General features: G+C 72.3%; 15 protein-coding genes and 1 pseudogene. 10 read left to right on the plus strand and 6 right to left on the minus strand.

Annotated elements, in window-relative coordinates; translation table 11 throughout:
- Positions 1-19: 19 nt before the first annotated feature.
- From speB to ABD292_RS47845, 3 genes are read left to right on the plus strand one after another with little or no spacing between them, the layout of a single operon-like run.
- Positions 20-958: an agmatinase gene (gene speB / locus ABD292_RS47835; protein ID WP_344219978.1), complete on the plus strand. Its 939-nt coding sequence runs from the start codon at positions 20-22 to the stop codon at positions 956-958.
- Positions 955-2,481: a purine-cytosine permease family protein gene (locus tag ABD292_RS47840; protein ID WP_344219980.1), complete on the plus strand. Its 1,527-nt coding sequence runs from the start codon at positions 955-957 to the stop codon at positions 2,479-2,481. The genes speB and ABD292_RS47840 overlap by 4 nt, the downstream gene beginning before the upstream one ends.
- Positions 2,478-3,140, plus strand: a complete 663-nt coding sequence (locus tag ABD292_RS47845) for a cyclase family protein (RefSeq protein ID WP_344219982.1) — start codon at positions 2,478-2,480, stop codon at positions 3,138-3,140. Before ABD292_RS47840 ends, ABD292_RS47845 begins: the two co-directional genes overlap by 4 nt.
- Here the strand turns inward: ABD292_RS47845 and ABD292_RS47850 are convergent.
- Entirely contained in the window at positions 3,119-3,610 is a 492-nt protein-coding gene (locus ABD292_RS47850) for an Lrp/AsnC family transcriptional regulator (protein ID WP_344219984.1), read from the minus strand. The two genes, ABD292_RS47845 and ABD292_RS47850, sit on opposite strands and share 22 nt — an antisense overlap.
- 200 nt (positions 3,611-3,810) lie before the next feature.
- Between ABD292_RS47850 and ABD292_RS47855 the strand changes: the two genes are divergently transcribed.
- From ABD292_RS47855 to ABD292_RS47885, 7 genes are read left to right on the plus strand one after another with little or no spacing between them, the layout of a single operon-like run.
- Positions 3,811-5,244: a gamma-aminobutyraldehyde dehydrogenase gene (locus ABD292_RS47855; RefSeq protein ID WP_344219986.1), complete on the plus strand. Its 1,434-nt coding sequence runs from the start codon at positions 3,811-3,813 to the stop codon at positions 5,242-5,244.
- A gap of 5 nt (positions 5,245-5,249) precedes the next feature.
- Entirely contained in the window at positions 5,250-6,311 is a 1,062-nt protein-coding gene (locus tag ABD292_RS47860; RefSeq protein WP_344219988.1) for an ABC transporter ATP-binding protein, read from the plus strand.
- A gap of 9 nt (positions 6,312-6,320) precedes the next feature.
- The gene (locus ABD292_RS47865; RefSeq protein WP_344219990.1) at positions 6,321-7,535 is read left to right on the plus strand and encodes an ABC transporter substrate-binding protein; all 1,215 of its coding nucleotides are present in this window, start codon (positions 6,321-6,323) and stop codon (positions 7,533-7,535) included.
- 3 nt (positions 7,536-7,538) lie between these two features.
- On the plus strand, positions 7,539-8,390 hold the full coding sequence (locus tag ABD292_RS47870; protein WP_344219992.1) for an ABC transporter permease: 852 nt from the start codon (positions 7,539-7,541) through the stop codon (positions 8,388-8,390).
- The gene (locus ABD292_RS47875; RefSeq protein WP_344219994.1) at positions 8,387-9,172 is read left to right on the plus strand and encodes an ABC transporter permease; all 786 of its coding nucleotides are present in this window, start codon (positions 8,387-8,389) and stop codon (positions 9,170-9,172) included. Before ABD292_RS47870 ends, ABD292_RS47875 begins: the two co-directional genes overlap by 4 nt.
- Before the next feature lie 31 nt (positions 9,173-9,203).
- Positions 9,204-10,598 carry an NAD(P)/FAD-dependent oxidoreductase gene (locus tag ABD292_RS47880; protein ID WP_344219996.1) on the plus strand — a complete coding sequence of 465 codons (1,395 nt, stop codon included), beginning with the start codon at positions 9,204-9,206 and terminating at the stop codon, positions 10,596-10,598.
- 55 nt (positions 10,599-10,653) lie between these two features.
- Positions 10,654-11,562, plus strand: a complete 909-nt coding sequence (locus ABD292_RS47885; RefSeq protein ID WP_344219998.1) for a serine hydrolase — start codon at positions 10,654-10,656, stop codon at positions 11,560-11,562.
- Positions 11,563-11,571: 9 nt separating this feature from the next.
- On the opposite strand, the gene ABD292_RS47890 is transcribed toward ABD292_RS47885, so the two are convergent.
- The 5 genes and pseudogenes from ABD292_RS47890 to ABD292_RS47910 all read right to left on the minus strand — a co-directional run bounded on the left by ABD292_RS47890 (position 11,572) and on the right by ABD292_RS47910 (position 17,437).
- Positions 11,572-13,080, minus strand: coding sequence for an MFS transporter (locus tag ABD292_RS47890; protein WP_344220000.1), 1,509 nt, complete (start codon positions 13,078-13,080; stop codon positions 11,572-11,574).
- Between the two features lie 35 nt (positions 13,081-13,115).
- Entirely contained in the window at positions 13,116-15,578 is a 2,463-nt protein-coding gene (locus tag ABD292_RS47895) for an ATP-binding protein (RefSeq protein WP_344220041.1), read from the minus strand.
- 155 nt (positions 15,579-15,733) lie between these two features.
- Positions 15,734-15,976 (minus strand): annotated as a pseudogene (locus ABD292_RS47900) (hypothetical protein); the annotation flags it as partial.
- Entirely contained in the window at positions 15,939-16,685 is a 747-nt protein-coding gene (locus ABD292_RS47905; protein ID WP_344220002.1) for an isocitrate lyase/PEP mutase family protein, read from the minus strand. The pseudogene ABD292_RS47900 and the gene ABD292_RS47905, both read right to left, overlap by 38 nt.
- Positions 16,682-17,437 (minus strand): cytochrome P450, encoded by a 756-nt coding sequence (locus ABD292_RS47910; protein ID WP_344220004.1) that lies wholly within the window; start codon positions 17,435-17,437, stop codon positions 16,682-16,684. The genes ABD292_RS47905 and ABD292_RS47910 overlap by 4 nt, the downstream gene beginning before the upstream one ends.
- Between the last annotated feature and the right edge of the window lie 16 nt (positions 17,438-17,453).

Raw genomic sequence — 17,453 nt, forward strand, 5'->3', positions numbered from 1 at the left:
CATGACGAACACTGTCGGCATGACTATCGGCCCCGTCGACTCCTCCCGGGTCCCGCGATTCGCCGGGCCCGCCACCTTCGCCCGCCTGCCCCGCCTCGACCAGGTGGAGCGGGCCGACGTCGCGGTCGTGGGCGTGCCGTTCGACAGCGGCGTGTCCTACCGGCCGGGGGCCAGGTTCGGTCCCGCCGCCGTCCGGGAGGCGTCCCGGCTGCTGCGGCCGTACCACCCGGGGCTCGACGTGTCGCCGTTCGAGCGGGTGCAGGTGGCCGACGCCGGTGACATCGCGGCGAACCCGTTCGACATCGGCGCGGCCATCGAGGCGATCGAGGAGGCGGCGGGCTCGATCGACGCCCGGCTCGTCACCATCGGCGGCGACCACACCATCGCGCTGCCGCTGCTGCGGGCCGCCGCGAGGAAGCACGGCCCGCTCGCGGTGCTGCACTTCGACGCGCACCTCGACACCTGGGACACCTACTTCGGGGCGGAGTACACGCACGGCACGCCGTTCCGGCGGGCGGTGGAGGAGGGGCTGGTCGACACCGAGGCGCTGAGCCACGTCGGCACCCGCGGCCCCCTGTACGGCAAGAAGGACCTCGAGGACGACCGGCGGCTCGGGTTCGGCATCCTGACCGCCGCCGACGTGCTGCGGCGCGGCCTGGACGAGGTGATCGACGTGCTGCGGCAGCGCATCGGCGGGCGCCCGCTGTACGTCTCGGTCGACATCGACGTGCTCGACCCCGCCCACGCCCCCGGCACCGGCACCCCGGAGGCCGGCGGGCTCACCAGCCGCGAGCTGCTGGAGATCCTGCGCGGACTCGCCGGTTGCGACCTGATCGGGGCCGACGTCGTCGAGGTGGCCCCGGCCTACGACCACGCGGAGATCACTTCGGTCGCCGCCTCCCACGTGGCCTACGACCTCGTCAGCTTGCTGGCGTTGCGGCAGGAGAAGCAGACATGAGCAACACCCTCACCGAGATCGAGACCTACGGGGTCGAGCGCATCCCGGACGCCGACCGGACGGCGCGCCCGCTCGACCTGTTCCGGGTGGCCTTCGGCGGCGCGAACACGTTCGCGACCTGCGTGCTCGGGGCCTTCCCCATCCTGTTCGGCCTGTCGTTCTGGCAGGGGCTGGCCGCGACCGTGCTCGGGCTGGTGGTGGGGTCGATGATCCTGGCGCCGCTGTCGCTGTTCGGGCCGCTCAACGGCACCAACAACGCCGTGTCGTCCTCGGCCCACCTGGGCGTGCACGGGCGGGTCGTGGGCTCGTTCCTGTCGCTGCTGACCGCGATCGCGTTCTTCTCGATCTCGGTGTGGTCGTCGGGGGACGCGCTCGTGGGCGGCGCACACCGGCTGGTCGGGCTGCCGGACGTGGACGCGTCGTACGCGGTCGCGTACGGCATCTTCGCCGCCCTCGTCCTGGCCGTCTGCGTGTACGGCTTCCGCTTCATGCTGTTCGTCAACAAGATCGCGGTGGCGGCGGCGTCGCTGCTGTTCGTGCTGGGGATCTTCGCCTTCGCCGGCGACTTCGACCCGTCCTACCCGGGCACGCTCGCGGCCGGTGACCCGCTGTTCTGGCCGTCGTTCATCGGCGCGGCGCTCATCGTGCTGTCGAACCCGGTCTCCTTCGGCGCCTTCCTCGGCGACTGGTCGCGGTACATCCCGGCGGACACGCCGCGCAAGAAGGTGATGACGGCGGCGTTCATGTCGCAGATCGCCACGATCCTGCCGTTCTTCTTCGGCCTGTCCACCGCCTCGATCATCGCGTCCAAGGCGGCGCAGTACGTGGACCCGGCCGCACCCAACTACGTCGGCGGCCTGCTGGCGATCTCGCCCGCCTGGTACTTCGTCCCGGTCTGCCTGATCGCGCTCATCGGCGGCATGTCCACGGGCAGCACCTCCCTCTACGGCACCGGCCTGGACTTCTCCAGCGTGTTCCCGCGGTTCAGCCGCGTGCAGGCCACGGTCTTCATCGGTACGCTGTCGATCGTGTTCATCTTCGTCGGCCGCTTCGCCGCGAACCTGACGCAGAGCATCTCGACGTTCGCCACGCTCATCATCACCTGCACCGCCCCGTGGATGGTGATCATGATGCTCGGCTACGTCACGCGGCGCGGCTGGTACGACGCCGACGCCCTGCAGGTCTTCAACCGCCGTCAGCGCGGCGGCCGCTACTGGTTCACCCACGGCTGGAACTGGCGGGGCATGTCCGCCTGGCTGGCCTCGGCGGCGCTGGCGCTGTCGTTCGTCAACCTGCCGGGGCAGTTCGTCGGCCCGCTCGGCGAGCTGGCCGGCGGCGTGGACATCTCGCTGCCCGTCGGCCTGGCCGTCGCCGCGCTGCTCTACCTGGCGCTGCTGACCGCCTTCCCCGAGCCGCGCGAGGTCTACGGGCCGCGGGGCCCGCGTCTGGTCCGGTCCGCCGACACCCCGGTGCCGCCGATCATCGACGCGCGGCCGGCGGCGACGGAGCCGGTTGCCCCATGACGGAACTCGTCGACCTGTCGGTGCCGGTCGAGACCGGGATGCCCGTCTATCCGGGCGACCCCGAGGTCTCGATCGGCCCGGCGCTCACCATGGCCCGCGACGGCGTCAATGTGCTGTCCGTCCACATGGGCTCCCAGTCCGGCACCCACGTGGACGCGCCGTACCACTTCGGCGACGGGCTCCCCACGCTGGACGACCTGCCGCTCGACCGGTTCGCCGGCCCGGCGACGGTGGTGGACGCCCGGGGCCTCGCGCCCCGGTCGGGCATCGGCGCGGCGGCCTTCCGCGAGGTGCGCGCGGGCACGGTCGTGCTGGTCGCCACCGGCTGGTCGGCGCACTGGGGGAGCGCCGCCTACCTGGAGCACCCCTACCTGTCGGAGGAGGCGGCGGAGCTGCTGGTGGAGCGGGGCGTCCGTACGGTCGGGATCGACGCGCTGAGCGTGGACCCCACGCCGGCCGCCGACTTCGCCGCCCACCGGGTGCTGTGCGGCGCGCACGCGGTCATCGCCGAGAACCTGACCGGCCTCGACAGCCTGCTCCAGGCGCAGGAGAGCGGCCGGTCGATCGAGGTGTCACTGTTCCCGATCAGGCTGGCCGGCGCGGACGGCGCTCCCGTCCGCGCGGTGGCCCGCCTGGGTCAGCGCGTGCCCCAGGAGTAGGACTGCTTGCGCAGCTTCAGGTACACGAACGACTCCGTGGCCCGCACGGCGGGGATGGCGCGGATCTTGCTGAGGATCTCCAGCAGGTGACCGTCGCCCTCGCACACCACCTCGACGATGACGTCGAACGAGCCCGCGGTGAGCACGACGTAGTCGATCTCCTCGATCGCGGCCAGCTCGTCGGCGACCGAGTCCAGGTCGCCCTCACAGTTGACCCCGATCATCGCCTGCCGGGGGAAGCCCAGGGTGAGGGGGTCGGTCACCGCGACGATCTGCATGACGCCGGCCTCCTGTAACCGCTGCACGCGCTGGCGCACGGCGGCCTCGGAGAGCCCGACTGCCTTGCCGATCGCCGCGTACGGCATCCGCCCGTCCGCCTGGAGCTGCTCGATGATCTGCTTGGACAGCTCGTCGAGCACGACGGGACCCTGGGCCGGATTGCTGCGGCGGACGCGGGGCGGCGACGTCATCGAAGGGAATCCTCCTAGCGGTCCGGCGTTACGGGGGCGTTCCCGCTTGATTGCCGTCCTGGTGCGACATGTTGTCAGTTCCTGGCGGTCTGTCAAGCGAATTCGTAGCAATTTGGTATCTTCACCACGAAATCCCTTGTCCGGATGCTTCCACTCTGTAAGAGTCGCGGCATCTTCAGCCACCTCACGAGGAGGTCACCTTGACCACCCGTCTGCAGAACTTCGTCAACGGGGAGTTCGTGGACGCCAAGAGCGGCCGATTCTCCGACATCATCGATCCCTGCACGGGCGAGGCGTACGTCCAGGCCCCGATCTCGGGCATCGAGGACGTCGACGCCGCCTACGCCGCCGCGGCCGCCGCGTTCGACTCGTGGGGCAGGACCACACCGGGCGAGCGGGCCAACCTGCTGCTGAAGGTCGCCGACGCCATCGAGGCGCGGGCCGACGAGATCAACGAGGCCGAGTGCCGCAACACCGGCAAGCCGCGCGCCCGCATGGCCGAGGACGAGACCCCGGTCGCCGCCGACCACTTCCGCTTCTTCGCGGGCGCGGCCCGCACGCTGGAGGGCCCGACGGCCGGCGAGTTCCTCGCCGAGCACACGAGCGTCATCCGGCACGAGCCGATCGGCGTCATCGGCCAGGTCACGCCCTGGAACTACCCGATGATGATGGCGGTCTGGAAGATCGCCCCGGCGCTCGCGGCGGGCAACACGATCGTGCTCAAGCCGTCCGACACCACCCCGGTCTCCACGCTCAAGCTCGCCGAGATCCTCGGCGAGGTGCTGCCGGCCGGCGTCTTCAACGTCGTCACCGGCGACCGTGAGACCGGCGCGCTCGTCGTCGGCCACCCGACCGCGTCCATGGTCGCGATCACCGGCTCGGTCGGCGCGGGCATGTCGGTCGCCAAGAGCGCCGCCGACGACCTCAAGCGGGTGCACCTGGAGCTCGGCGGCAAGGCCCCGGTCGTGGTCTTCGAGGACGTCAAGGACCTCGCCAAGGCCGCCGCCGACATCGCCACGGCCGGCCTCTACAACGCCGGCCAGGACTGCACGGCCGCCTGCCGGGTGCTCGTGCAGGAGAGCGTGCACGACGAGTTCGTGGCCGCGCTGAGCGAGGCCGCGGCCGCCACCGTCACCGGCGACCTGTCGAACGAGGACGCGCTCTACGGCCCGCTCAACAACGAGAACCAGCTCACCCGCGTCCAGGGCTTCATCGACCGGGTGCCGGCGCACGCCAAGGTCCTCACCGGCGGCCACCGCGTCGGCGACCGGGGCTACTTCTTCGCCCCCACCGTCGTGGACGGCCTCCGTCAGGACGACGAGATGGTGCAGAACGAGGTCTTCGGCCCGGTCATCACCGTCCAGACCTTCACCGACGAGGCCGACGCGCTGGCCAAGGCCAACGACGTCCGCTACGGCCTGAGCGGCTCGGTCTGGACCTCCGACCACGGCCGCGCGATGCGGATGTCCAACCGCCTCGACTTCGGCGTCGTCTGGGTCAACACGCACATCCCGTTCGTCTCCGAGATGCCGCACGGCGGCTTCAAGCACTCCGGCTACGGCAAGGACCTGTCGGTCTTCGGCCTGCACGACTACACGAGGGTCAAGCACGTCATGCACTACATCGGTGAATAGCGCTGATGACCAGCGCCATCGAGCTTGAGGACGTCGTCAAGGAATATCACGCGCACGGCGAGCTCGTCCGTGCCGTCAAGGGCGTCTCGCTGGACATCGAGGAGGGGGAGTTCTTCTCCCTCCTCGGCCCGTCCGGCTGCGGCAAGACCACGACCATGCGGATGATCGCCGGCTTCGAGGCGCCCTCCAAGGGGCTGGTCAAGCTGCACGGCCAGGACGTCACCAACGTCCCGCCCAACAAGCGCGACGTCAACATGGTCTTCCAGTCCTACGCGCTCTTCCCGCACATGAGCGTCTGGGACAACGTGGCCTTCGGGCTGAAGCAGCGCAAGACCCCGCAGGAGGAGATCAGGCGGCGGGTCGGCGACATCCTGGAGATCGTCGACCTGGTCGGCAGGGAGAAGCGCCGGCCGCGCGAGATGTCCGGCGGCCAGCAGCAGCGGGTGGCGCTGGCCAGGGCGCTGGTCAACCGGCCGCGGGCGCTGCTGCTCGACGAGCCGCTCGGCGCGCTCGACCTCAAACTGCGCCAGGCCATGCAGATCGAGCTCAAGCGCATCCAGCGCGAGGTCGGCATCACGTTCGTGTACGTGACGCACGACCAGAACGAGGCGCTGACCATGAGCGACCGCATCGCGGTCATGAACGACGGCCTGGTCGAGCAGCTCGGCGGGCCGCGGGAGATCTACGAGCGGCCGGCGACGCCCTTCGTGGCCGGCTTCATCGGGACCTCCAACCTGCTCACCGGGACCGCCAGCGCGGGCGAGCTGCGGATCGGCGACGGCCGCGTGCTGGTGCCCGGCCAGGACGGCGAGGTGACGGTCACCGTACGCCCCGAGAAGATCACCATCGGCACGGACGCGCCGGAGGCGGGACTCAGCGCGCTGGCCGGCACCGTCTCCGAGGTGGTCTACCTCGGCACCTACAACAGCTATGCCGTGCGTCTCGCCGACGGGGCCGAGATGACGGTGTTCCAGCAGAACGCCCATGACGCGACGGCCACGGCGGAGCGGGGCGACTCCGTGTGGCTGTCCTGGCAGGCGCAGCACTCGTACGTGATTGGAAGTTGATAGCAGGCCATGAACCCCCGTCTCCCCCTCCCTCGCCACGGACTGCCGCGCCGTGAGGCGTTCCGGCTCGCGGGCCTGTCGGCCGCCGGCCTCGCGCTCGCCGCCTGCGGCGTGCAGGGCCAGAAGGCCGCGCCGCCCAAGGCCGACGAGGTCCAGGACTTCTGGTCCAAGCAGACCAAGAACGGCAAGGTGGTCTTCGCCAACTGGCCGGAGTACATGCCCGAGGACAAGGGCCCTCTGGAGAAGTTCGCCAAGGACACCGGCATCTCCTACGAGTACAAAGAAGTCATCCAGGAGAACGCGGACTTCTTCGGCAAGGCCGACCCCGTGCTCCGCGCCGGCCAGCCGCTGGGCTACGACATCGTCGTCATGACCAACGGCATCCAGCTCCAGCACATGATCGAGCTGGGCTACTGCGTGCCGCTCGACCACTCCAAGCTGCCGAACTTCGCGGCCAACGCCGGCCAGAAGTACAAGGAACGCGCCTACGACCCCGGCAACAAGTACACCGTCCCCTACACCTCGGGCGTGACCGGGATCGCGTACAACACGAAGTACGTCAAGGACGACATCACCAGCATCCAGGCGCTGTTCGACCCGAAGTACAAGGGCCGGATCGGCATGATGGCCGACGCGCAGGAGATCGGCAACTTCGGGATGTTCGCCCTCGGCATCGACCCGGAGAAGTCGACCGAGGCCGACTGGAAGAAGGCCGGCGACAAGCTCAAGGAGCAGCGCGACAACGGCCTGGTGCGCAAGTACTACGACCAGAGCTACATCGACGCCGTGGCCAAGGGCGACATCTGGATCACCATGGCCTGGTCGGGCGACGTGTTCCAGCGCCAGCTCGCGGGCGAGCCGGTCAAGTTCGTGGTGCCCGAGGAGGGCGGCACGATCTGGACCGACAACATGCTCATCCCCAAGGGCGCCGCCAACCCGCTGGACGCGCTGATGCTGATGGACTACCTCTACCAGCCGGCCGTGGCCGCCGAGCTGGATGAGTTCATCCAGTTCGTCACCCCGGTCCCGGCGGTGCAGGACCTGCTGCGGGAGAAGGCGAAGACCGCCCAGGGCGAGGACAAGAAGGCGCTGGAGCAGATGGCCGACAGCCCGCTCATGTTCCCGACCGAGGCCGACTACGCCCGGCTGCGCGGCTACACGCCGCTCGACAACAAGCAGCAGCAGGTCTTCAACCCGATCTTCCAGTCCGTCACCCAGGCCTAGACGATGCGGCGGCTCACCCCCTACCTGCTGGCGCTGCCGGGCTGGATGTGGCTGGCGATCTTCCTGGTCGTGCCCATGGCGGCCATGGCGTCGGTGTCGCTGCAGACCGGCAACGCCATCGACGGCTACGCGATGACGTTCGCCGTCTCCAACTACACCGACGCCCTCGGCCGCTACGGCACCCAGTTCGTCCGGTCCCTGCTGTACGGCGGGATGGCGACGGTGGCGATGCTGGTCATCGGCTACCCGGTGGCGTACTGGATCGCCTTCAAGGGCGGCCGGCGCAAGTCGGTCTACCTGTTCCTGCTCCTGCTGCCGTTCTTCGTGTCGTTCGTGCTGCGGACGATCTCGTGGAACTTCCTGCTGGCGGACAATGGCATCCTGTTCGGGACGCTGAAGGGCTGGGGGCTGCTGCCCGCCGACTTCCACGTGCTGGCCACCACGTTCGCCGTGGTGGGCGGCCTGACCTACAACTGGCTGCCGTTCATGATCCTGCCGATCTACGTGGCGCTGGAGCGCGTGGACCCGCGGGTGGTGGAGGCGGCCCAGGACCTCTACGCGACCCGCGCCGCGGCCTTCCGCCGGGTGGTGCTGCCGCTGTCGCTGCCCGGGGTGTTCGCCGGGGTGCTGATGACGTTCGTGCCCGCCACGGCGGACCCGGTCAACGCGGCCATCCTCGGCGGCACCGCCAACACCATGATCGGCAACATCATCCAGACCGAGTACCTCACCAACCTCGACTACCCGACGGCCTCAGCGCTGTCGTTCACGTTGATGGGGGTGCTGCTCGTGGGCATCTTCGTCTACGCCCGCGTGCTCGGCACGGAGAACGTCCTCGAGGCGGCGGCCCGATGAGGGGCATCCGGCTGGGCGACCGGCTGCTGCACGTCTGGACCTGGCTCGTCATCGTGTGGCTGTCGTCGCCGATCGCGGTGATGGTCCTGTTCGGCTTCAACGACAAGCAGAGCAAGTCCAACACGACCTGGCAGGGGTTCACCCTCCGCTGGTACGGCGAGCTGTTCGAGATCGCCGACCTGACCACGGCGCTGAGGAACACGCTGGTCATCGCGGTGGCCAGCACCGCTGTCACGGTCGTGATCGGCACCATGCTGGGCCTCGCGCTCGGCCGGCACCGCTTCCGCGGTCTCGGCGCGACGAACTTCCTGGTCTTCGCCGCGATCTCCACGCCCGAGCTGGTCATGGGCGCCTCGCTGCTGTCGCTGTTCGTCTCGGGGAACGTGCCGCGCGACTCCGTCACGATCATCGTCGCGCACGTGCTGTTCTCGCTGTCCTTCGTGGTCGTCACCGTACGGGCACGGGTCGTCGGGCTCGACCCGTCGCTGGAGGAGGCCGCGCGGGATCTCGGGGCGACGGCGTGGGGCACGTTCCGGCAGGTCACGCTGCCGTCGATCATGCCGGGCGTGGCGGCGGGGGCGATGCTGTCGTTCGCGCTGTCGATCGACGACTACGTGGTCACCAGCTTCGTCAACGGCTCGACCGTGACGTTCCCGCTGTGGATCGTGGGTGCGGTGAAGACGGGAATCCCGCCCCAGGTGAACGTCATGGGTACGCTGATCTTCGGCATAGGGGTGCTGATCGCGATCGGCAACGCGATCGCGGCGCGGCGCCGCAACTGAGACACCTGACCTTCGTAGGGAAGTGGGATTTGTGGATCCGCTGAAGGCGCTTGCTGACGCGGAGCGCAAGCCGTACTGGCTGGACAGCCCGGCCAGACCCGAGCCGCGACCGCGGCTCACCGATCACACCACCGCCGACCTGGCCGTCATCGGCGGCGGTTTCTCCGGTCTGTGGACCGCGCTGATGGCCAAGGAACGCGACCCCTCACTGGACGTCGTCCTGCTGGAAGGCCGCCGGATCGGCTGGGCGGCCACCGGCCGCAACGGCGGGTTCTGCATGGCGACCCTCACCCACGGCCTGGCCAACGGCCTGGAGCGGTGGCCGGACGACATCGGGCGCCTGGAGCGCATGGGCGTGGCGAACCTCGACGAGATCGAGGCCACGCTGGAGCGCTACGGCGTCGACTGCTCCTTCGAACGCACCGGCGAGCTGCACGTGGCCACCGAGCCCTGGCAGCTCGACGCGCTGGGCGAGCACCTGGACCTCATCTCGGACCTGGGGCTCGACTACGTGCCCCTGGACCAGGAGCAGGTGCGGGCGGAGGTGAACTCGCCCACCTACCTCGGCGGGCTCTGGGAGCGCAGCGGCTGCGCGATGCTCGACCCGGCGCGGCTGGCGTGGGGGCTGCGCGAGGCGTGCCTGCGGGTCGGGGTGCGGGTGCACGAGCGCTCCCCGGTGCGCTCGCTGCGCGACGACGGCGTACGCATCGAGCTGCGCACCCCGTACGGCGGGGTCAGCGCGGCCAAGGTGGCGCTCGGCACCGGCGTCTTCCCGCCGCTGCTGCGCCGGCTCAAGCACTTCGTGGTCCCCGTCTACGACTACGCGCTGATGACCGAGCCGCTGACCGGCGACCAGCTCGCCGCGGTCGGCTGGCGCAACCGGCAGGGCGTGGGCGACTCGGGCAACCGCTTCCACTACTACCGCCTCACCGACGACAACCGCATCCTGTGGGGCGGCTACGACGCCGTCTACTACAACGGCGGCCTGGTCAAGCCCGAGTACGACCAGCGCGACGAGACGTTCGTGACCCTCGCCCAGCACTTCTACGACACCTTCCCGCAGCTCGACGAGGTGCGCTTCACCCACCGGTGGGGCGGCGTGATCGACACCTGCAGCCGCTTCAGCGCCTTCTACGGCCAGGCCCACGGCGGCCGGCTGGCCTACGGCGTCGGCTACACGGGCATGGGCGTGGGCGCCACCCGCTTCGGCGCGAACGTCATGCTCGACCTGCTGTCCGGTGAGCCGACCGAGCGGACCGAGCTGCGCATGGTGAAGGAGAAGCCGGTCCCGTTCCCGCCGGAGCCGGTGCGCTCGGGCGTCATCCAGGTCACCCGCTGGTCGATCGCCCAGGCCGACCAGCATCAGGGCAGGCGCAACCTGTGGCTGCGCACGCTCGACAGGATGGGGCTGGGGTTCGACTCCTGATCTCTCGGGCATGATGCCTGGCGACCCCCAACACCACCGAAGTGGGGGTCGCGAGGTGCGCGCGAGGCTGGTCGCCGGTGTCGGCGTGCTGCTGCTGGCCGGTGGCTGCGGGAGCCGGCAGGGCCAGGTCCTGCCCGCCGCGCCGCCGGCCGTCAAGGTCGCCCGCTGCGTCATGAGCTTTCCCGACGTACGGGGCGCGCGCCTGGCCAGGGCCCGGCTCGCCGACGACATCGCCCGCTACCTCGCGCGCCGCCCCGGCCGGATCGTCTACGCGGTCCACGACCTGGTCAGCGGGGTCACGCTGGGATACGGCCGGCATCGCGACGAGCTGATCACGGCCAGCGGCGCCAAGGTGGACGTCGTCATGGCGCTGCTGGCCCGCCGCGCGGGCAGGCTCGACGAGGACGAGCGCGACCTGGCCGTACGCATGATCACGGAAAGCGACAACCGCGCCGCCGACGTGATGTGGGCGCGGATCGGCGGGAGCGGCGCGATGAGCGCGTTCTACCGGCGGATCGGGCTGCGCCACACCACGCCGGGGCGGGGCATCTACTGGGGCGGCACCACCAGCAGCCCGTCCGACCGCATCCGGCTGCTGAAGGTGCTGGTCAAGGGCGGCGGCGGCCTGAGCGCCAAGGACCGGCACCTGGTGCTCGGCCTGATGGGACGCGTCCAGGAGGACCAGGCGTGGGGCGTCAGCGCGGCGGCGCGGCGCGGCGACCGGGTGGCGCTCAAGAACGGCTGGGCGCCCCGCCCGTTCGTCCACGGCACCTGGGCCGTCAGCAGCTACGGCAGGATCGCCGGGCCGGGACGGGACCTGCTGCTGTCGGTGCAGACCGACCTGCAGCCGGGGGACGGGGCGGGCATCGAGACCGTCGAGGGCGTGGCCCGCATGATCGGCACCCGCTGGGACGGCCTCACCCCGACCGTCCGCCGCCCCTGCCCGACCAACCCCCTCCCGTGACCCCGCGGCTCAGGCGCGGGCGGTCAGCACCTCCTCCGGGATCTCCTTCGGCACGCCGCGCAGGCCCACCAGCGCCAGCACCGCGACCGCGGCCAGCAGCACGCCGGTGACCAGCGACGTCACGTGCACACCGGCGAGGAACGCCTCCCGCGCCGCCCGCATGAGCGCCCCGGCCTGCTCGGCGGGCAGCGTCGCGGCCACGTGGGCGGCCCCCGCGATCGACTCCCCGGCCTCCTCCCCGGCGACCCCGGCGGGCAGCTCCAGGCTGGCCCGGTAAGTGCTGGTGAGCACGGTGCCGAGGATGGCGATGCCGAGCGCCGCCCCCAGCTCGAACGCGGTCTCCGACACCGCGGCCGCCGCCCCGGCGCGCTCCCTGGGCGCGGTGGCCAGCACGTTGTCGTTGTTCACGGTGAAGGCGAAACCGACGCCCACGCCGCCGATCACCATCGCGGGCAGCAGCGTCACGTAGGTCAGCTCCAGGCCGAGCGTCGTGTAGTAGAGGAACGCGCCCGCCTGCATGGCCAGGCCCAGCGCGACCACACCGCCCCGGCCGAGACGCCGGATCAGCCCGGCCGCGAGCACGCCGCCTGCCGCGCCTGCCAGCCCGCCAGGGAGCTGCGCCAGCCCCGCCTGCAGCGGCGACCAGCCCAGCACGAGCTGCAGATACCAGGCGAACATCAGCATCATGGCCGACATGGCGAAGATCGCCAGCAGGTTCGTCACGATGGACGCGCTGAACGCCCGCCGGGCGAAGAGCCGCACGTCGATCAGCGGCTCGGGCAGCCGCGCCTGCCGCCAGGCGAACAGGCCCAGCAGCGCCACCCCGCCCACGCCCGCGACCAGCACGTTCTCGTGCCCCAGGCCCTGGTGCCCGGCCTCCTTGACCGCGTAGACGACCGCGATCACCCCGGCCGTGGACAGGGCCGCGCTGAGGAGGTCGAGCCGGCCCGCCGCCGGGTTGCGCGACTCGGGCAGCACGAGCACGCCGCCGACCAGCACGAGCAGCATGATCGGCACGTTCATCAGGAACACCGAGCCCCACCAGAAGTGGTCCAGCAGCAGCCCGCCCACGACCGGGCCGACGGCGAAGCCCGCCGCACTCATCCCGCTCCAGACGCCGACGGCCGCGGTGCGCTCGCCCGGCTCGGTGAAGACGTTCCTGACGATCGACAGCGTCGACGGCATGATCGTCGCACCGGCCACGCCGAGCAGCGCGCGGGCCGCGATCAGCAGCTCCGGGCTCGTCGCGTACGCGGTGAGCGCCGAGGCCGCGCCGAACGCGGCCGCGCCGATCAGCAGCAGCCGCTTGCGGCCGATGCGGTCGCCGAGGTTGCCCATGGTGACCAGCAGGCCGGCGAGAGCGAAGCCGTACACGTCGCCGATCCAGAGGAGCTGGGTGGAGCTCGCGCCGAGATCGGCGGTCAGCCGGGGGAGCGCCAGGTGCAGGACCGTCAGGTCCAGCGAGAGCAGCAGAGTGGCCAGGCAGGCGACGGCCAGGCACCACCATTTGTTCGTCATGCGGGCCAGCGTGACGGGAGCCTCTGACCGCGGGCCTACCGGTCGCTGACCGCCCCGCTGACCTGACCGTCGAGCTCGGTCAGCGCCGCCGCGATGCGGGCGCGGGTGTCGGCCGTGCTGTACCAGTCGTCCGGGCACTCCGCGCGGGCCCGCAGCAGCAGGCCGCGCGCCTCCTCGGCGGCGCCGCCGCGCAGCGCCACCTCGGCGAGCCCGAGCAGCGCCCAGGCCAGGATCTCGACCGAGCCGTTGCGGCCGGCCAGCTCGGCGGCCGGGAGATAGTCGGCCCGCGCCTCCTCCGGCCGGCCCAGGCACTGCAGGGCGTCGCCGCGCCGGCACAGCGACTCGGCGATCTCCGTCGTCGCCTTCAGCTCGCGGGCGATCGCCAGCGACTCGTCCGCCAGCGCGTACGCCGTCGCGTAGTCCCCCTGCTCCTGGTGGAGCGTGCCGAGCCCGGACAGCACCAGCACCGTGCCCCAGCGCTCGCCGATGGCCTTGAACCTGGCCAGGCTCTCGTGGAAGTGGCCCGCGGCCTCCTCCATCCGGCCGAGCACCTGCAGCACGAAGGCCGCCCCCGCGTACGCCAGCGCCCGCGGCCAGGGCGTGAGCCCCGCCATGGTGCGCTGGACGTCGAGATAGGCCTGCTCGAAGTCGCCGCGCGGCCCGTTGTACATCGACAGCAGCATCATCAGGAACTCCACACGGCGCGGCAGGTGGTTCCACGGCAGCAGCGTGCGCGAGTGGGCGATCAGGTCGCGCACCTCGTCGCCGACCTCGCCCCGCCAGGCGGTGACGACCGCGCAGGTCACGTACTCCTCCTCCAGCCCCTCGGGGACGGCCGCGCCGAGCCTGAGCAGCAGCGTGGCCGCGAGGTCGGCGCTCGTGACGCGGTGACCGCGCATCCACCAGTAGCAGGCGCAGTGCGCGAGCAGCCGCAGCGCCGTCTCGACCTGGCCGGTCTCGGTGGCCCAGCGCAGGGCGGCGTTGACGTCGTCGCTCTCCTCGTCGAGCCGGGCCAGCCACTCCAGCTGCTCGCGGGTGCGCAGCCGCTCGTCGGCGGCGAGCACGAGGTCCAGGCAGCAGGCGGCGTGGGCGTCGCGGGCCGCCGCCACCTCGCCCGACTCGGCCAGCCGCTCCGCGCAGAACGCCTGGATCGTCGCCAGCATCCGGTAGCGCCCGTCCACCCGTTCCACGAGCGACTTCTCCGCCAGCGAGAACAGCACCTCCTCCGGCAGCCCGCACACCCGCTCGGCCGTCTCGGGGCGCGCCCCGCCCACGAACACGCTGAAGCGCCGGGCCATGCGCTGCTCGTCGGCGTCCAGCAGGTCCCAGCTCCAGGCCACGACCGCGCGCAGCGTCTGGTGGCGCGGCAGCGCCGTACGGCTGCCGCGGGCCAGCAGCCGGAACCGGTCGTCCAGCCGCGCCGCCACGTCGGCCACCGACATCGTCCGCAGCCGCGCCGCGGCCAGCTCGATCGCCAGCGGCAGCCCGTCGAGCGCCCGGCAGATCCGTACGACGTGCGCCGCGTTCACCGCGTTCACCACGAAACCGGGGGACACCGCGCCGGCCCGGTCGGCGAACAGCCGCACGGCCGGATAGTCCAGCGGCTCGACGGCCTCGGCCGGCGGCAGCCGCAGCGGCGCGACCGGGAGGATCGACTCGCCGGTGATGCCCAGCGCCTCCCGCCCGGTGACCAGCACCCGCAGGCCGGGGCAGGAGGCCAGCAGCAGATCGGTCAGCTCGGCGGTCGCCTCGACCAGGTGCTCGCAGTTGTCCAGCACGAGCAGCAGCTCGCGCCCGGCGAGCGCGGTCGCGAGGCGGGTGAGCGGATCCACCGGCCGGTCGGCGGCGGGGCGCAGGGCGTCGCGGACGTCGAGCGCGGCCAGCACCGCGGCGGCCACGTCCGCGCCTTCGGTGACCGGGGCCAGCGGGACGAAGCAGACATCCTGTGGCTCCTGCCCGGCCGCCTCGACCGCGAGCCGCGTCTTGCCCGCCCCGCCCGGGCCGATCAGCGTGACCAGCCGGTCTGCCCGCAGCCGCGCGCTCACCTGGGCCAGCTCCCGGTCCCGGCCGACGAAGCTGGTGAGCTGCGCGGGCAGCCCCTGCCGCTGCGGGGCGGCCGGAGCGGGCGCGCCGAGCGCGGGGTCGGCCCGCAGCACGGCCAGGTGCGCGGCGGCCAGCTCGGGGCCGGGCGCGACCCCCAGCTCCTCGTCGAGCAACCTCCTGGCCTCGTCGTAGACGGTCAGCGCCTCCGCCTGGCGGCCGCTGCCGTAGAGCGCCCGCATGAGCTGGGCGCGCGGCCGCTCGCGCAGCGGATGGGCGGCGACGAGGCCGCGCAGCTCGGCGGCGAGCTCCCGGTGCCGCCCGAGGTCCAGGTCGGCCTGCACCCGGTCCTCCGTCGCGGCGAGACGCAGCTCCTCCAGCGCGCTCGCCGCGTCCTCCGCGTGCGGGGCGTCGGCCAGCGGCGCGCCCCGCCACAGCTCCAGCGCCTCGCGCAGCAGCCCGGCGGCACGGCCGGGATCGCCGGCCGCGAGGGCCCGGCGACCGGCCGCTCGAAGCGGTGGGCGTCCACGTCGGACGGCTCGACGGCCAGCCGGTAGCCCGCCGGATGGAACTCGACCAGATCCCTGCCGAGCGCCCTGCGCAGCCGGGACACCTGGGACTGCAGCGCGTTGGCCACGCCCTCGGGCGGCTCGGGGCCGTACAGGCCGGCGGCGAGCCGGTCCGCCCCGACGACGCGGCCGGCGTGCAGGGCCAGCAGGGTGAGCAGCGCCCGTACCCGGGGGCCGCCGAGCGCGACGGGCTCGCCGTCGTCGCCCAGCACCGTGGTGGGCCCCAGGATCTGGAAGCGCATGCCTCGATTATCCAGTTCTCGGCAGCAGCGCGGCCGTCTCCTCATAGGTCGGGACGCGGGGCGCGGGCCTGCCCTCGGCGGCGAGCGCCGCCGCCAGCGCCCCCTGGAGCGCGGCCCGGTAGAGCAGCGAGCCCGTGCTCACCCGGGCCACCCCGGCCGCGCCGAGCTCGGCCATCGTGGGGCCGTCCGGCTGGAGGAGCACGTTGAGCGGCAGCGGCGTGGCCGCCGCCACCTCGGCGATCGCGTCCAGTCCGGTCAGGCCGGGCACGAAGACGCCGTCGGCGTGCGCGTACGCCCGCACCCGCTCCAGCGTGTCGCCCGTCCGCAGCCAGCAGGTGTCGGTACGGGCGTTGACGAACACGCCGTGCCCCTTGGCCGCCTCGATGATCTCCTGGTGCAGCCCGATCGGGCGCAGGGTGCCGTCCGGCCGGCCGTCCTCGAGGTTCACCCCCGCCACGCCCAGCGCGGCCAGGCTCGCCACCAGCTCCGACACCTCGGCCGGGTCGTCGCTGAAGCCGCCCTCGATGTCCACGGTGACGAGCACGCCGAGGTCCTTGATGGTCTCGGCCAGCTCGACGGTCTCGGCGCGGGTGACGCCGGCCGCGTCCGGCCGGCCGTGCACGGCCGCCACGCCGAGGCTCGTGGTGCCGATCGCGGGGAAGCCCAGCGCGGCCAGGGCGGCGGCCGAGCCGTAGTCCCAGGCGTTCGGCAGCAGGAACGGCTCGCCGGGGCGGTGCAGGTCGCGGAAGCTCACGGGCGCTCGCCCTCCCGCAGCCCCTCCAGCACGCCGGCGGCCAGCGCGAGCGCGTACGCGGGCGCCGGGCAGGGCCGCACCCCGGCGCCGAACGTCAGATGCGGCGTCTCGCCGCGCGCCGGGTCGAACCGGCCGGGATCGGGGAAGACGTCAGGGTCGCGGTTGGCGGCCACCAGGTCGAGGGTCACCTCCTCGCCGCTGCGGAGGTCCAGCCTGCGGGTGACCTTGAGCGGCGGATCGTGCCGGAGCGTCTCGCGCAGCACCGCCTCCACGTCGTCGTGCTCGGCGAGCCGCGGCAGGGCGCCCGCGATCAGCGCCTCGGTGGCGGCGTGCCCCTGGAGCAGCAGGGTGACGGCCGGCAGGTCGGTCTGGTCCAGGAGGGCGGCGACGGCGGCGTCCGCCTGCGGGCTCTCCTGGCCCGACAGGTAACCGGCCGCCGCGGCGGCGACCGGCGTGGTGTCGGCGACGCCGAGCGCGGCCCCGAGCACCCGCGTGGGCACGGCACGCCACTCGCCGGGCCGCTCCAGGGTCGCGGCCTTGGCGGCGGCGCGCAGGCGTACGGGGTCCAGGGCGGCCAGCCGCTCGACGACGCGGCGGCGGCGTTCGGCGTGCTCCGCGCCGGAGCTGAACCGCGAGACGTGGGCGCGCAGCCAGGCCAGCGTCCCCTCGGGGGCGTCCTGGCGCACGGGCGGCGGCACGTACCGGGGGTCGGCGAGCACCGCCAGGGCTTCGGCGTGACGGGTGATGTGCATGCGGTCCACGCTAGGA

Source organism: Nonomuraea bangladeshensis (assembly GCF_039529455.1).
GTDB classification, from domain to species: domain Bacteria; phylum Actinomycetota; class Actinomycetes; order Streptosporangiales; family Streptosporangiaceae; genus Nonomuraea; species Nonomuraea bangladeshensis.